This window comes from Brevundimonas aurifodinae, from assembly GCF_040195595.1.
In the GTDB taxonomy this organism is placed as follows: Bacteria; Pseudomonadota; Alphaproteobacteria; order Caulobacterales; family Caulobacteraceae; genus Brevundimonas; species Brevundimonas aurifodinae.
The window spans coordinates 436,788-451,408 of the sequence record NZ_JBEGDD010000001.1 but is presented as its reverse complement, the minus strand read 5'-3'; the positions used below and the strand labels follow the sequence as shown (position 1 = coordinate 451,408).

8 protein-coding genes are annotated in these 14,621 nt (G+C 67.2%); 4 read left to right on the top strand and 4 right to left on the bottom strand.

Annotation, left to right across the window (positions count from 1 at the left end; translation table 11 throughout):
- Positions 1-61 precede the first annotated feature (61 nt).
- The 3 genes from carA to ABN401_RS02275 are packed head-to-tail and all read right to left on the bottom strand — an operon-like array spanning position 62 to position 3,316.
- Entirely contained in the window at positions 62-1,222 is a 1,161-nt protein-coding gene (carA, locus tag ABN401_RS02285) for a glutamine-hydrolyzing carbamoyl-phosphate synthase small subunit (protein ID WP_349683192.1), read from the bottom strand.
- Positions 1,223-1,267: 45 nt separating this feature from the next.
- On the bottom strand, positions 1,268-2,596 hold the full coding sequence (locus ABN401_RS02280; RefSeq protein WP_349683191.1) for an amino acid permease: 1,329 nt from the start codon (positions 2,594-2,596) through the stop codon (positions 1,268-1,270).
- Positions 2,597-2,605: 9 nt separating this feature from the next.
- The gene (locus ABN401_RS02275) at positions 2,606-3,316 is read right to left on the bottom strand and encodes an SDR family NAD(P)-dependent oxidoreductase (protein ID WP_349683190.1); all 711 of its coding nucleotides are present in this window, start codon (positions 3,314-3,316) and stop codon (positions 2,606-2,608) included.
- A gap of 98 nt (positions 3,317-3,414) precedes the next feature.
- Between ABN401_RS02275 and ABN401_RS02270 the strand changes: the two genes are divergently transcribed.
- On the top strand, positions 3,415-4,107 hold the full coding sequence (locus tag ABN401_RS02270) for an HAD family hydrolase (RefSeq protein ID WP_349683189.1): 693 nt from the start codon (positions 3,415-3,417) through the stop codon (positions 4,105-4,107).
- Between the two features lie 54 nt (positions 4,108-4,161).
- Here the strand turns inward: ABN401_RS02270 and ABN401_RS02265 are convergent, their stop codons facing one another.
- Positions 4,162-7,227, bottom strand: coding sequence for a TonB-dependent receptor plug domain-containing protein (locus tag ABN401_RS02265; protein ID WP_349683188.1), 3,066 nt, complete (start codon positions 7,225-7,227; stop codon positions 4,162-4,164).
- Positions 7,228-7,652: 425 nt separating this feature from the next.
- Between ABN401_RS02265 and ABN401_RS02260 the strand changes: the two genes are divergently transcribed.
- The 3 genes from ABN401_RS02260 (at position 7,653) to carB (ending at position 14,616) form a co-directional block, all read left to right on the top strand.
- Positions 7,653-10,802, top strand: a complete 3,150-nt coding sequence (locus ABN401_RS02260; protein WP_349683187.1) for a TonB-dependent receptor domain-containing protein — start codon at positions 7,653-7,655, stop codon at positions 10,800-10,802.
- 184 nt (positions 10,803-10,986) lie between these two features.
- Positions 10,987-11,301, top strand: a complete 315-nt coding sequence (locus ABN401_RS02255) for a hypothetical protein (protein ID WP_349683186.1) — start codon at positions 10,987-10,989, stop codon at positions 11,299-11,301.
- Positions 11,302-11,313: 12 nt separating this feature from the next.
- On the top strand, positions 11,314-14,616 hold the full coding sequence (gene carB / locus ABN401_RS02250; protein ID WP_349683185.1) for a carbamoyl-phosphate synthase large subunit: 3,303 nt from the start codon (positions 11,314-11,316) through the stop codon (positions 14,614-14,616).
- Positions 14,617-14,621: the final 5 nt, after the last annotated feature.

Below are 14,621 nucleotides of genomic sequence, written 5' to 3'. Positions count from 1 at the left end.
GGCACGGAAATGAGAGAAGTGAGAGTCACTCCCACGCCTGGCCCGGACTCTCACGGCTCGCTCAGGCGTCCATCAGGGCGCGGAACCGGTCGAACAGATACAGGCTGTCGGTCGGTCCCGGCGAGGCCTCCGGGTGATGCTGGACGCTGAACACCGGACGGTCCCTCAGCTGGATGCCGCAGTTGGTGCCGTCGAACAGGCTGACGTGGGTCTCCTGCACGGCGTCGGGCAGGCTGTCGCGGTCCACGGTGAAGCCGTGGTTCATCGACACGATCTCGACCTTGCCGGTGGTCAGGTCCTTGACCGGATGGTTGGCACCGTGGTGGCCCTGGTCCATCTTCACGGTCTTCGCGCCCAGAGCCAGCGCCAGCATCTGGTGGCCCAGGCAGATGCCGAACACCGGCTTGCCGCTGTCGACCAGCTTCTTGATCTCCGGCACGGCGTACTCGCCCGTCGCGGCCGGGTCGCCGGGTCCGTTCGACAGGACGACGCCGTCCGGATTGCGCGCCAGGATGTCCTCGGCCGAGGTCGTGGCCGGCACCACGGTGATCTTCGCCCCGGTGGAGGCGAGCGCCCGCAGGATGTTGCGCTTCACCCCATAGTCGACGACCACGACGGACTTTCCGGCGGCGTCCACGCGCGGATAGCCCTCGGGCCAGTCCCACAGCCCCTCGTTCCAGTCGAAGGCCTGAAGTGTGGAGGCCGGCTTGGCCAGGTCGAGGCCCACCAGACCTGTCCAGCCCTTCGCCTCGGCCACCAGGGCGTCGAGATCGAAGCGGCCCTCGGGGTCGTGGGCGATGACGGCGTGCGGCGCGCCCTTGTCGCGGATGGCCTGGGTCAGAGCCCGGGTGTCGACGCCCGACAGACCCACCACCCCCCGGCGCTTCATCCAGGCGTCCAGCGAGGCGTCCGAGCGCCAGTTGGCCGGATCGGTCGGCAGGTCGCGAAAGATCGCGCCCCGCGCCGAGGTGTCCGAGCCGCCGCCCATCTGCTCGATGTCCTCCACCGTCGTGCCGGTGTTGCCGACATGGGGAAAGGTGAAGGCCAGGATCTGGCTCATGTAGGAGGGGTCGGTCAGGATTTCCTGATACCCGGTCATGGCGGTGTTGAAGACGACCTCTCCCAGGGCCGAGCCGGTCGCGCCCACGCCGACCCCCTGAAAGATCGTGCCGTCGGCCAGAGCCAGAACGCCGGTGCAGCCGGGAAGCAGAGATGTGGTCATGGCCGTCCCCTTACACCGAATCCCGGCGAACAAACGGCCGGGTTGCTACAGAGGCGCGCTTGCCGGGTCAACGCGCCCGGCCCGACCCCGGCGAACCCAGAGCCATCCCACCGAGGCCACGCCGAACAGAACGACGGCCGGCACGATGTTTCCGGGCGCCGCCGCCACAACCGCCATAACGGAAAAGAGGCCGCCAACCACCGCCAGGGCCCGCCATCCCGCAGATCGGCTGAACCGGAACAGGCTGACGCAGCACAGGGCATAGAGGCAGATCGTCAGGACGGTGCAGGCCCCGATCAGCAGGCCGAACTGGCCCGCCAGCGTGGGCTGGGAGGTCATGACGACCAGCCCGGCCATGATGGTGCCGTTGATCAACGGATTGCTCAGAGGCAGGCGGCCCGGCGTGGCGGCCGACCCCCACCAACGCGGCAGATAGCCCTGCTCGGCCGCGCTCCTCGCCGTCTCTCCGCCCAGGATGGTCCAGCCGGCGATGGTGCCGAGCGCCTTGATCACCGCGCAGGCGGCGACCAGGCCGGCGACCGACGCCCCGAACACCCGCGCCGCCAGATCGGCGAAGGGGCTGGTCGACTGGCCCAGCTCGGCGGCCGGGATCACCCCGAACACCGCGACGCTGGCGGCGACATAGACGACCAGGGCCAGGCCGACACCGCCGACGCTGGCCCGGCCGACGTCGCGGGCGGGGTCGCGCACCAGCCGCGACAGGGCCGCCGCGCTCTCCAGCCCCAGGAAGGACCAGAAGATCACCACCAGCGAGGCCGGCACACTCTGGGCCAGGGGCAGCCCGGACGGATTCCACGAGGCGGCGAAGGTCTGACCGCTGAACGCCACCGCCCCGGCCGCGATCGCCAGAACCAGAGGCAGCAGACCGATGACCAGCGTCACCGCCCCCAACCGCGCCGCGATCCGCGCGCCCGTGGCATAGGCCGTCGTCGTCACCCCGATGAGGACCAGGTTGCACAGCGCCGCCGGAATGGGCTGGGCCAGGGCCGGAAAGAAGAAGGCGAGATAGCCGGTCCCGGCCAGCGCCACGGCCACGTTTCCGGTCAGGCAGACGCCCCAATAGGCGATCGCCGTCTGAAAGCCGAGGAAGGGCCCCAGCCCCCGCCGCGTGAAGTCCGACAGGCCGTCGGCGTCCGGCTGAAACCGGCCCAGACCCGCGAACACCGCCGCGAGGATCATGGCTCCGACGCCGCAGATCAGCCAGCCGATCAAGCTGGACGATCCTGTCGGCGCGAGAGCGACCGGGGCCAGATAGACACCCGAGCCAATCATGTTGCCGGCAACGACCAGGGCCGCGAGCCCCCAGCCCAGCTTGCGGTCGGCGGGCAGGGGAATCGTCTCGGTCTGGCTCATGGCCGGACGCTATTCCGGAATGCGCGCTCCGTCCCAGGCGAAAACGCCGCCGCTGTCAGCGGGTGTCAGTCCTTCGATGACGGTCAGCATCCGCTCGGCTGAAAAGGCGGGGGTAAAGAGCTTCCCCTCCGCTACGCCCTTCTGGAAGGGCTGGGACAGATCCGTATCGACCGTTCCGGGATGCAGCCCGGCCACCACCGCCTGCGGATGCGAGCGCCCGAGCTCGACCGCCAGGTTCTTCAGGATCATGTTCAGCGCCGCCTTGGACGCGCGATAGCTGTGCCAGCCGCCCAGCCGGTTATCGCCAATCGACCCGACCCGCGCCGACAGGGCCGCGAACACCGCGCGACGGTCCCGAGGCAGAAGCGGCGCGAAATGCTTGGCGACCAGGGCCGGACCGACCGTGTTCACGCGGTAGTCGCGCAGCAGATGCTCGGCGGTCATGGCCTTGTAGGACCGCTCGGGCTCGTGCCCGTCGTGCAGGACGCCCGCCGCGACGACGATCAGCGTCGGTGTCGGCCCGGCTTTCACCCGTGTAGCGGCGGCGACGATCGAGGCTTCGTCCCCGAAATCGAGGCGGCCGTCGCCAGGGACCGAGCGGCCGAAGCGATGGATGACGGCATGGTCTCCGGAGGCCGCCAGAGCGTCGGCCAGGGCGTGGCCGATCCCGCCCGAGGCCCCGATCACCACCGCCGATGTCTGTTGCGCCGGACTGCTCATCAACCGTCCATGACGGCTGGGGGCCCTGGCGGCAACGCGACCCGTTGACCGGCCCCCCGACCCGCGCGAGACGGACCGCTCGCAAACGGAGCGCGGCCATGCCCATCACCACCGTCGGCCTCGATGCGGACGACACCCTCTGGCACAACGAGACGATCTTCCGGCTGACCCAGGCGCGGTTCCTGGATCTGCTGGGCGAGCACGACAACGCCGCCATCGAGACCCGGCTGGCCGAGGTCGAGAAGCGCAACCTCCGGCTCTATGGCTACGGCATCAAGGGCTTCACCCTGTCGATGATCGAGACGGCGATGGAGCTGTGCGAGGGCGAGCCGCCGCCGGGGGTGGTGCGCGAAATCCTGGCCGCCGGGCGCGAGATGATCGCCCATCCGGTCGAGACCCTGCCGGGCGTCGATGAGGCCCTGGCCCAGCTGGCGGAGCGGTATCGGCTGGTTCTGATCACCAAGGGCGACCTGCTGGACCAGGAGCGCAAGCTGGCGGCATCCGGGCTGGGCGACCTGTTCGCCGCCGTCGAGATCGTCTCCGAGAAGGATCGCGGCACCTATGACCGCGTCTTCACGCGCCACGGCACGGGGGCCGTCGAGGCCGTGATGGCGGGCAATTCGGTGAAGTCGGACGTGATCCCCGCGATCGAGGCCGGGGCGTTCGCCGTCCACATCCCCTACCACGTCACCTGGGCGCACGAGGTGGCCGAGCCGCCAGTGGATCACCCCCGCTTCGGCCTTCTGGACACCATCGCCGCCCTGCCCGACTGGATCGCCGAGCGGGCATAGAAAAGGGGCGAGCTCTTTTGCACTCGCCCCCGATCTTCGGGTCTCAGCCCAGGCTTAGCGCCAGGGCATCAGGCTACCGAGCGAGTCGAGGCGGGCCGTCGCCCCGACGTAGAAGTAGCGACCCAGGGCGTTCACCGGATACGATTCCGAGCCCGGAGCCGGCTGTTCGTCGGTGAAGTTGTTGACGCCCGCATAGACACCCACGCCGTCGTTGACGTCATAGGCGATGCGGAAGTCGTGGACCTCGCGCGCCGGGAACTGGCGGTACTGCGGCTCATAGGCGTCGGGGTTGTTGACCCGGCTGACGCGGCTCTGGCGGTTGGTCTCCGAGAACCAGCTGAAGCCGTAGTTGGCCGACCAGGCCCGCCAGTCCCAGGTCACGTCGAACGTGGCGGTATAGTCCGGCGCGTCGATCTGGCCTTGCGAGTTAATCGGATCGGCACCCGACACCTCGATGAAGCTCAGGCTGTCCAAGGCGTTGCCGACCAGGGCGAAGTTGAACGTGCCGATGTCGCGCTCGACCCCGAAGTTGGCCGGATCCAGGCGATAGGCGACGTTCAGGTCCCAACCCGAGGTCTCGTAGCTGGCGAGGTTTCCGGGGATCTGGGAGAAGGTCGTGATCCGGCCGGGGTTGCCACCAACGGTGCCGCGTTCGATCAGATCGCAGAACTGGTTCGGGCGCGGCAGGTCATAGCAGTTGTTGACGATCCGCTGCGACGTATAGGCCTGAATCGCGTCCTCGATCTCGATGTTGTAATAATCGAGCGAGAGCGACAGACCCGGGATGTCCTGCGGCGTCAGCACGAAACCCACGGTCCAGGTGTCGGCGCTTTCAGGCTGCAGCAGGGGGTTGCCCTCGATGAAGCCGCCGACAGCTTCCGAGCTGTTGTTGATGAAGGTCGCCGGATTGGCCACGCCGGCCGCCAGCAGATCGATGCGGCAGTTCTCGGCCCGCAGTCCCGGGTTCTCGCCCTCGGTGATGTTCTCGACCGAGCAGGGGTCGGCGAAGGTGCCGAAGGTCTGCTGGCGGCCTTGGAACAGGTTGACGATATTGGGCGCACGGACGGCCCGGGCGACCGTGCCGCGCAGGGCGATGGTGTCGTCGATCTCCCAGCGGCCGTTAACGTTCCAGGTGTCGGTGCCGCCGCTCGTCGAATAGTCCGAGTAGCGATAGGCGGCCGACACATCGACGGCTTGGGCGAACGGCAGGTCACGCAGCACCGGCACGGCGACCTCGACGAACACCTCGGCCACGTCGAACTCGCCCTGGGTGCGCGACCCCCGGCCCACGCCGGTCAGCGGATACTCGAGCGAGTCGGCCAGGAGCTCGATGTCCGAGGGACGCGAGTCGCTGGATTCCTTACGGTATTCACCGCCCAGCACGAAGCCGATGGGACCGGCCGGCAGGCTGAAGAAGCCCGTTGTGTCGCCCGAGACGAAGGCGTTGACGACATGCTGCTCGATCGTCGCGTCCGAGGTGTATTCGCCCGTGATCCAGTCGATCGCGGCCTGGGAGTTCAGGCCCTCGCCGAACAGGTTGATCGGCAGACAGCCCGAGTTGGCGCCGGGGGTGAAGGTGGCACCGAAGGCCGCGTCGGGGAATGCGAACTGACCGAACACGTCACCGGTCGGGATGGCACCCGGGGTGACATTGGAGCGGCAGACCGGCTGGCCGCCCGAGACGATCACGTCCGTGGCCGCGAAGAAACGGTCGTTGATGATGACATTCTTGGAGACCGTCTCCTGGTCGGCCCGACCATAGACGTAGGAGGCCTCGAAGCTGATGGTGTCGGTCAGGTCGCCTTCCAGGCCGATCAACCCGCGCCACGTCTCGCGCGTGATGTCGTAGTTCTGCGTCCCCAGGTCGAAGTTGTCGCGAGCGACGAGAACGCCGGGGCCCGGCAGGAAGCCGTCGTAGCCGTCGAAGGTGCCGAGACCGCCGGGCGCCAGGGCGTCGGCGCGCGCCGCCGCCGGGATGAACGGGTTATCCAGCGACGTGAACAGGCCATAGACATAGCTGGGCTGGGCGAAGAACTCGGTCTGGCTCTGGGTGTATTTCGCCTCGCCGAAGACGCGCAGACCGGGCGTCAGGTCGTAGCGGCCGGTCAGGCTGACGGTGCCACGCTCGAGGCCCGGCAGCAGGTCGTCATTGAAGTCGTCCAGCGGCGTGCCGCTACCGCCCAGGGCGATGAACCCGCCGGCGCTCTCGCCGTCGATGAAGGGGGACCCATCGCCCAGGAAGCTCACGCCCGACAGGGTCGAGGCGTTGGCGAAGTTGGTATAGATCGAGCCGCCGCGCGTCGTGTCGATGTAGCGGGCGTTGTTGGCCAGGATCAGGTCGGGGATGTTCGGGGTCTGGGCGCCGCCGAAGGTCTCCGGATCATCGGGATTGTTGACGAAGATGAAACGGTTGCCGGTCCGGGTGTAGTCGCGATCGGCGAACTTGAGCGCGTCGTCCTTGTTGTACTCCAGCCCCAGGGTGACGTTGCCCCGTCCGTCGGCGAAGTTGTCGCCGAACAGCACGCTGGCGAAGATGTTCTCGCCGCCGCCGGCCTCGGACACCCCGTACTGGGTGCGGATGTCGACGCCCTCGAAGTCGTCCTTGAGGATGAAGTTGACCACGCCCGAGACGCCGTCGGCGCCGTAGACCGCCGAGGCCCCGCCGGTCAGCACCTCGGTGCGCTCGATCAGGGCCACCGGGATGGCGTTGATGTCGACCGAGGCCGTGCCGGGGCTCGACGCGACGTGACGGCGGCCATTGACCAGGACCAGCGTCCGGGTGGTGCCGAGCCCGCGAAGATCAAGCAGGTTCAGCCCCGCCAGCCCCGGCGTCGAGGTGTCGGCGCCTTCCTGCAGCGTCAGCGACTGCGCCAGCGCGGGGACCTCGGTCAGGTACTCGGTCAGATTGGTCTGGCCCGACCGCTCGATCGACTCGGCGGTGACCGACACCACAGGATTGGCCGCCACATAGTCCTGCACCCGGATACGCGAGCCGGTGACCACGATCTCCTCGACCTCGGTCGCCTGGTCCGGCAGGACGGTCTCCTGCGGCACGGCGGTCTGCGCGACGGCAGAGCTCGCCGCGACAATGGTCAGAACACTGGCGGCGCCTGCCAGCATCGTTGATCGAAGAAGAGTGGATCGCCGAGCAGCCATTTAGTATCCTTGGTTTTTGAGAACGCCACTCGTCTGTCAACGAAGCGACACTGTATTCACAGCCTGAACGTCGTTATGCAAAATTGAGCTCAAGCGACGACGGAATACTGTTCTCTTGTCGCGAAATGAAGCCAAATTGGGACGAAGCAAGACGGGATTGCGACAAGAACGCAACACCCAAAACACGAGCGCGGTTCGTCGAAATGTGGCTTTGGGGTGACCCCGTCGTGTCAAAATCGCGAAATGGACACATCGTGCGTTGACGCGGCCGCAGTGCAGCAAAAAACTACCTTCACCGTGACAACCTCACGTCGGTGAAGGATAAATCTATGCGCAGTCATTTCAGTGTTCGGACACGTTGCCTCGCTGGCGTTGGCCTTGTGGCCCTGATGGCCAGCCCCGCCCTGGCTCAGGACCCGGGCGGCCAGGCCACCGAGGTCGATGAGATCGTCGTCACCGGCTCGCGCATCGCCGTTCGCGCCGAGAACGCGCCCCAGCCGGTCCAGATCGTCACGTCCGAAACGCTGGATCTGCAGGGCATCACGGACGTCGCCGACGCGCTGGACACCATCCCCGCGCTTCAGAACTCCACCAGCGCGGCCCAGGCCAACGGCGGGGCCCAGACGCTGAACCTGCGCGGCATGGGCGCGAACCGCACCCTGACCCTGGTCGACGGCAAGCGGCATGTGGCGGGCGTCGCGGGCACGGCCGCGGTCGACGTCTCGACCATCCCCTCGGCCCTGGTCGAGCGGGTGGAGGTCCTGACCGGCGGTGCCTCGGCTGTCTATGGCTCGGACGCCGTGACCGGCGTGGTCAACTTCATCCTCAAGGACGATTTCGTCGGCCACGAGTTCGAGGTTCAGGCCGGTATCTCGGGTCAGGGCGACACCGAGGACTTCTATGCCTCCTACGCCATCGGCCGCGACTTCGACGGCGGCCGGGGCAACATCGCCGTCGCCATCCAGGGCAGCCATTCCGAGGCGCTCTTCTATGGCGACCGGGACTTCTCGCGCGGAAACAACCAGGCGGACGATTACCCGAGCCCTGATCGCCTGTTCCAGGCGGGCGACCCGTTGCCCGCCGGACGAACCCTGGCCCAGGTTCAAGGACGCACCATCCTGCTGGCCAGCGGTGCCCCGCGCTTCGCCGGCACCGATCCCTCGCTGATCGCCCGCGCCCAGAATTCGGCGGCCCGGACCTATCTCAACAACCCCACCTTCTCGATCGCCAGCATCGGCGGTCTGGTCGGCTATGACCCGTTCGGCTTCGGCTTCGCGGGCGGCCCCGGCGACTTCGCCACCCTGCCGGACCTCGACGGCAACGGCGTCAACGACTGTTCGCAGAGCATCGGCGGGCGCGGGACGATCACCGGTTTCCCGGTCGGCTGCTGGGTCGTCGATCCGGTCACCAACCAGGTCCGGCCCTTCCGCGACGGTCTGATCGCGGCGGCCTTCAACCAGTTCGGCGGAGACGGCAGCCCGCAGACCTTCGACGGCCAGAACCTGCTGCCGCAGGACACCTCGGTGAACTTCAACCTGCTGCTGAACTATGAGGTTTCGCCTCTGTTCCGGCCCTACGCCCAGCTGAAATACGCCTACAACAAGGGCGTCACCTTCAATCCGTACAACAGCTTCGACGACTCGATCCCGATCGCCCTGGACAACCCCTACATCCCGGCGTCCATCCGCGCACTCGTCGATCGCGAGATCGCCGCCGGCAATGGCGACGCCAGCTCGCTCGTCACCATCGGCCGGGACAACGTCGACATCTTCAACCCGGAGGGGACCAACGAACGCGAGACCTATCGCGCCGTGGTGGGCTTCGACGGCGAATTCTCCAACGGCTGGTCCTATGACGTCTCGCTGGTCTACGGAAAGGCCGAGGTCGAGACGGTGCAGGCGCTGCGTCTGGAAGACCGCTTCTTCTCCGCCATCGACGCGGTCCGGGCGCCGAACGGCGACATCGTCTGCCGCTCGACCCTCAATCCGAACGCCTTCCCCCGCTACTCCCTGCTGACCGACACGGCCAACTTCGGGCCGGGCGCGACCATCCAGCAGTTCGGCGGCTTCACCACCTTCACGCCCGGCGCCAACTCGCCCTGCCGGCCGCTGAACCTGTTCGGCGTCGGCAACTCGACGCCCGAAGCCCTGGCCTTCCAGAACTATATGCGGGTCAACACCTCCTCCATCGACCAGACGGTGTTCAACGCCACCCTGGTTGGCGACTTCTCGCAGTGGTTCAGCCTGCCGGGCGGCCCCATCGGCTTCGCCATCGGCGCCGAATACCGCGACGAGGGCTCGGAGTTCACGCCGGACCCCTTCATCCAGCAGGGCTTCCAGTTCCAGTATCAGGCCACCCAGATCACCACCGGCGGCTTCGACGTCACCGAGGGCTTCCTGGAACTGAACTTCCCGATCCTGGCCGACATGCCGTTCGCCGAACTGCTGAGCTTCAATATCGCGGGCCGCGTCGGCGACTATTCGACCATCGGCGAGACCTCGACCTACAAGATCGACGGCATCTGGGCCCCCAGCCGCGACATCCGCTTCCGCGGCGGCTATTCGGTCGCGGTGCGCGCGCCCAACATCGGCGAGCTGTTCGCGCCGCTGAACTCGGCCGTCTTCCGCCCGAACGATCCCTGCGACATCGGCAATGTGACCCAGGGCAACAGCCCCTCCAACCGCGAGGCCAACTGCCGCGCCGATCTGGGCATCACCGGAACCTACAACTTCGTCGACCCCCTGACCGCGCGGTTCACGGGCCAGACGGGCGGCAACCCCAACCTGCAGGAAGAGGAAGCCGAGACCGTCACCTATGGTGTCGTCCTGACGCCGCGCTTCCTGCCGGGCTTCACGGCGACGATCGACTACTGGGATATCGCCATCGAGAGCGGCATCGCGGCGGTCTCGGCCCAGAACATCGTCGACAGCTGCTATGACGCGCCCGATCTGAACAACCAGTTCTGCGCCCTGTTCTCGCGCAATCGCAACCCGGGCCCGGGCTTCGGCGGCTTCAACTATCTGCTGCAGACCCAGCTGAACTTCTCGGGCATCGAGGCGTCGGGCGTCGACTTCAACCTCGGCTACACCCTGGACCTGGATCGGAACGGCGGCGATCGCTGGGGCACGCTGCGGGCCAATGTCTCGGGCACCTACCTGGAGGACCGCAACAACTTCCCGTTCGTGACCGACCCGACGCTGGCCAACCCGCAGAAGCTGGAGCTCGGCTTCCCCGAGTGGGGTCTCAACGCTTCGGTTCAGTGGGCGGTGCGGGACGTCACCGTGTCGTTCTTCTCCAACTACCAGGGCGAACAGGCGCTGGGCGCGACCGAGATCGAGAACGTCGCCAACTTCAGCCCCCAGTTCCTGGACGAGTTCTGGAGCCACAACGCCTCGATCCGCTGGGACTTCAAGGACAACTATTCGGCCACCTTCGGCATCAACAACCTGACCGACGAAGAGCCCTATTTCGGCACCGTGGCCACTCCGGTCTCGTCCGTGGGCCGGTTCTTCTTCTTCCGCCTGACCGGCCGCTACTAAGACCGACACGACAGACTGGAGAACAAGGGGGCGGTCCGGCGACGGGCCGCCCCTTTCGCATTCGCAGGGTCGTTCTTGCGTCCGCCTCTGACCCTCTCTAAACGGGCCGCTTAGCCGACAACCTGCACCGCCCGGCGACGCCCCTCGGCGCCGCGGGGCTTCCGCGCGCGAGAAAGACCGCCCCTTGCACGACGACGTCATCCGCCACGAGGACCGCGACGCCATGATCCGCGCCGCCCTGGCCGAGCATGGCGATACCGGCGTCACGCCGCGCCACACCCTGTTCTTCTTCCATGGCGACGGCGACCACGACGACCTGAACGAGGTCGCGCGCCGCGCCGGCTTCCTGACCCGGGGGCAGGACGACGCGACCATTCTCGAGACGACCATGGCCGTGGACGAAGCGGCCTTCGCCCCCGTCAGCGCCATGATGCAATCCTGGGCCGCGGCCTTCCAGCTGGACTACGACGGCTGGGAGTGCGCGGTCGTGACCAACTAGAGGGAGGCTGAGATGCCCAAGCGCACCGACATCCAGTCCATCCTCATCATCGGCGCCGGGCCGATCGTCATCGGTCAGGCCTGCGAATTCGACTACTCCGGCGTCCAGGCCTGCAAGGCGCTGAAGGCCGAGGGCTACCGGGTCATTCTGGTCAACTCCAACCCGGCCACGATCATGACCGATCCGGACATGGCCGACGCCACCTACATCGAGCCGATCACACCGGAGATGGTCGAGAAGATCATCGACAAGGAACGCCCTGACGCCCTGTTGCCCACCATGGGCGGGCAGACGGCGCTGAACACGGCCCTGGCGCTGGATGCCTCCGGCGTCCTGGCCAGATACGGCGTGGAGATGATCGGGGCCCGCGCCGAGGTCATCGACAAGGCCGAGGACCGGCAGAAATTCCGCGACGCCATGGACAAGCTGGGGCTGGAGAGTCCCCGCTCCAAGGCCGCCCATACGCTGGACGAGGCGCTGGAGGGGCTGGAGTTCGTCGGCCTGCCCGCCATCGTCCGCCCCAGCTTCACCCTCGCCGGCACCGGCGGCGGCATCGCCTACAACAGGGAAGAGTTCGAGGAGATCGTGCTGCGCGGCCTCGATCTGAGCCCCACCACCGAGGTGCTGATCGAGGAGTCGGTGCTGGGCTGGAAGGAGTACGAAATGGAGGTCGTCCGCGACAAGGCGGACAACTGCATCATCATCTGCTCCATCGAGAACATCGACCCGATGGGGGTGCATACGGGCGACTCGATCACCGTCGCCCCCGCCCTGACGCTGACCGACAAGGAATATCAGCGCATGCGCACGGGCTCGATCAACGTGTTGCGCGAGATCGGGGTCGAGACGGGCGGATCGAACGTCCAGTGGGCGATCAATCCGGCGGACGGCCGGATGGTCGTGATCGAGATGAACCCGCGCGTGTCGCGCTCCTCGGCGCTCGCCTCCAAGGCCACGGGCTTCCCGATCGCCAAGGTCGCTGCGCGTCTGGCCGTCGGCTACACCCTGGACGAGCTTCAGAACGACATCACCCAGGTCACGCCCGCCAGCTTCGAGCCGTCGATCGACTATGTCGTGACCAAGATCCCGCGCTTCGCCTTCGAGAAATACCCGGGCTCGGAGCCCCTGCTGTCGACCTCGATGAAGTCGGTCGGCGAGGTCATGGCTATCGGCCGCACCTTCCAGGAATCCATGCAGAAGGCCCTGCGCGGGCTGGAGACCGGCCTGTCGGGCTTCGACGAGATCGAGATCGAGGGCACCGAAACGATCGACGACGACGCCTCCATCCGGGCCGCCGTGATCCGGGCGCTCGGCCAGCCGACGCCGGACCGCATCCGCGTCATCGCACAGGCCTTCCGCCACGGCCTGTCGGTCGAGGAGGTCAACGCGGCCTGTTCCTATGAGCCGTGGTTCCTGCGCCAGATCGCCGACATCGTGCGCGAAGAGGGCCACGTCCGGGTCAAGGGACTGCCGAGCGAGGCCACCGAATTCCGCCGGCTGAAGTCCAAGGGCTTCTCCGACGCCCGCCTGGCCGCCCTGACCGGTTCGAGCGAGCGCGAGGTTCGACACGCCCGTCGCGGCCTGAATGTCCGCCCGGTGTTCAAGCGCATCGACACCTGCGCGGCCGAGTTCGCATCGGCCACCGCCTATATGTATTCGACCTATGAGACCGGCGCCCTGGGTCAGGTCCCGGTCTGTGAATCCGAGCCGACGGGGGCCAGGAAGGCCATCATCCTGGGCGGCGGGCCGAACCGGATCGGCCAGGGGATCGAGTTCGACTACTGCTGCTGTCACGCGGCCTTCGCCTTCGCCGACATCGGCGTCGAGTCGATCATGGTCAACTGCAACCCCGAGACCGTCTCGACCGACTACGACACCTCCGACCGCCTGTATTTCGAGCCTTTGACGGCCGAGGACGTGCTGGAACTGATCGAGGTCGAACGCTCCAAGGGCGAGCTGATCGGCGTCGTCGTCCAGTTCGGCGGCCAGACCCCGCTGAAGCTGGCCCATGCGCTGCACGAGGACGGCGTGCCGATCCTGGGCACGTCGCTGGACTCGATCGATCTGGCCGAGGACCGCGAACGGTTCCAGGTCATGCTGCACGACATCGGCCTGATGCAGCCGCCCAATGGCCTGGCCCGCAGCGCCGAGGAAGCCGCGCAGAAGGCTGATGAGGTCGGCTATCCCGTGGTCCTGCGCCCCTCATACGTGCTGGGCGGACGCGGCATGATGATCGTCCACGATCGCGAGCAGTTGGATCGCTATGTCGGCGAGGCCATGCGGGTCTCTGGCGACGACCCGGTCCTGATCGACCACTATCTGAACCGCGCGACGGAGGTCGACGTCGACGCCCTGTGCGACGACGACACCGTCTTTGTGGCCGGGGTGCTGGAGCATATCGAGGAGGCCGGGGTGCATTCGGGCGACAGCGCCTGCTCCATGCCGCCTCACTCGTTGTCCGACGCCACCGTCGCCGAGCTGAAGCGCCAAACCAAGGCCATGGCCCGCGCGCTCAAGGTGCGCGGTCTGATGAACGTGCAGTTCGCCATCGAGGAGCCGCACAGCGAGAGCCCCCGCATCTTCGTGCTGGAGGTCAATCCGCGCGCCAGCCGCACCGCGCCCTTCGTCGCCAAGACCATCGGCGTGCCTGTCGCCTCCATCGCCGCCAAGGTGATGGCGGGCGTGCCCCTGGCGTCTTTCGGCCTGAGGGACGCCCCCTATGACCACATTGCGGTCAAGGAAGCCGTCTTCCCCTTCGCCCGGTTCGCCGGCGTCGACACGGTGCTGGGACCCGAGATGCGCTCGACCGGCGAGGTCATGGGGCTGGACTTCAAGCGGCCGGGAGAGGCCGACATGGCCCCCGCCTTCGCCCGCGCCTTCGCCAAGTCCCAGATCGGCGGCGGAACAACCCTGCCCACAACGGGATGCGCCTTCGTGTCGGTGAAGGACGACGACAAGCCCTTCGTGGTCGAGGCCGTGACCCTGCTGCTGAAACAGGGGTTCGAAGTCATCGCCACGGGCGGCACTCACGCCTGGCTGGTCCAGCAGGGCCTGCCCGTCGGCCATGTGAAGAAGGTGCTGGAGGGCCGACCCAACATCGTCGATGCGATGAAGAACGGCGACGTTCAACTGGTCATCAACACCACCGAGGGCAAGCAGTCGCTGCAGGACAGCTTCAGCCTGCGCCGCACCGCCCTGATGCAGAAGATCCCCTACTACACGACCGTCGCCGGAGCCCTGGCGGCCGCCCAGGCGATCGGCGCGATCCAGGCCGACAGCCTGGAGGTTCGACCGATCCAGGACTTCGCCCACTAAGACCT

Excerpts from the sequence above, each read along its gene's own strand:
- ABN401_RS02275 (WP_349683190.1), bottom strand. The coding sequence starts at position 3,316 with ATGAGCAGTCCGGCGCAACAGACATCGGCGGTGGTGATCGGGGCCTCG.
- ABN401_RS02280 (WP_349683191.1), bottom strand. The coding sequence starts at position 2,596 with ATGAGCCAGACCGAGACGATTCCCCTGCCCGCCGACCGCAAGCTGGGC.
- ABN401_RS02260 (WP_349683187.1), top strand. The coding sequence starts at position 7,653 with ATGGCCAGCCCCGCCCTGGCTCAGGACCCGGGCGGCCAGGCCACCGAG.
- carA (WP_349683192.1), bottom strand. The coding sequence starts at position 1,222 with ATGACCACATCTCTGCTTCCCGGCTGCACCGGCGTTCTGGCTCTGGCC.
- carB (WP_349683185.1), top strand. The coding sequence starts at position 11,314 with ATGCCCAAGCGCACCGACATCCAGTCCATCCTCATCATCGGCGCCGGG.
- ABN401_RS02265 (WP_349683188.1), bottom strand. The coding sequence starts at position 7,227 with ATGCTGGCAGGCGCCGCCAGTGTTCTGACCATTGTCGCGGCGAGCTCT.
- ABN401_RS02270 (WP_349683189.1), top strand. The coding sequence starts at position 3,415 with ATGCCCATCACCACCGTCGGCCTCGATGCGGACGACACCCTCTGGCAC.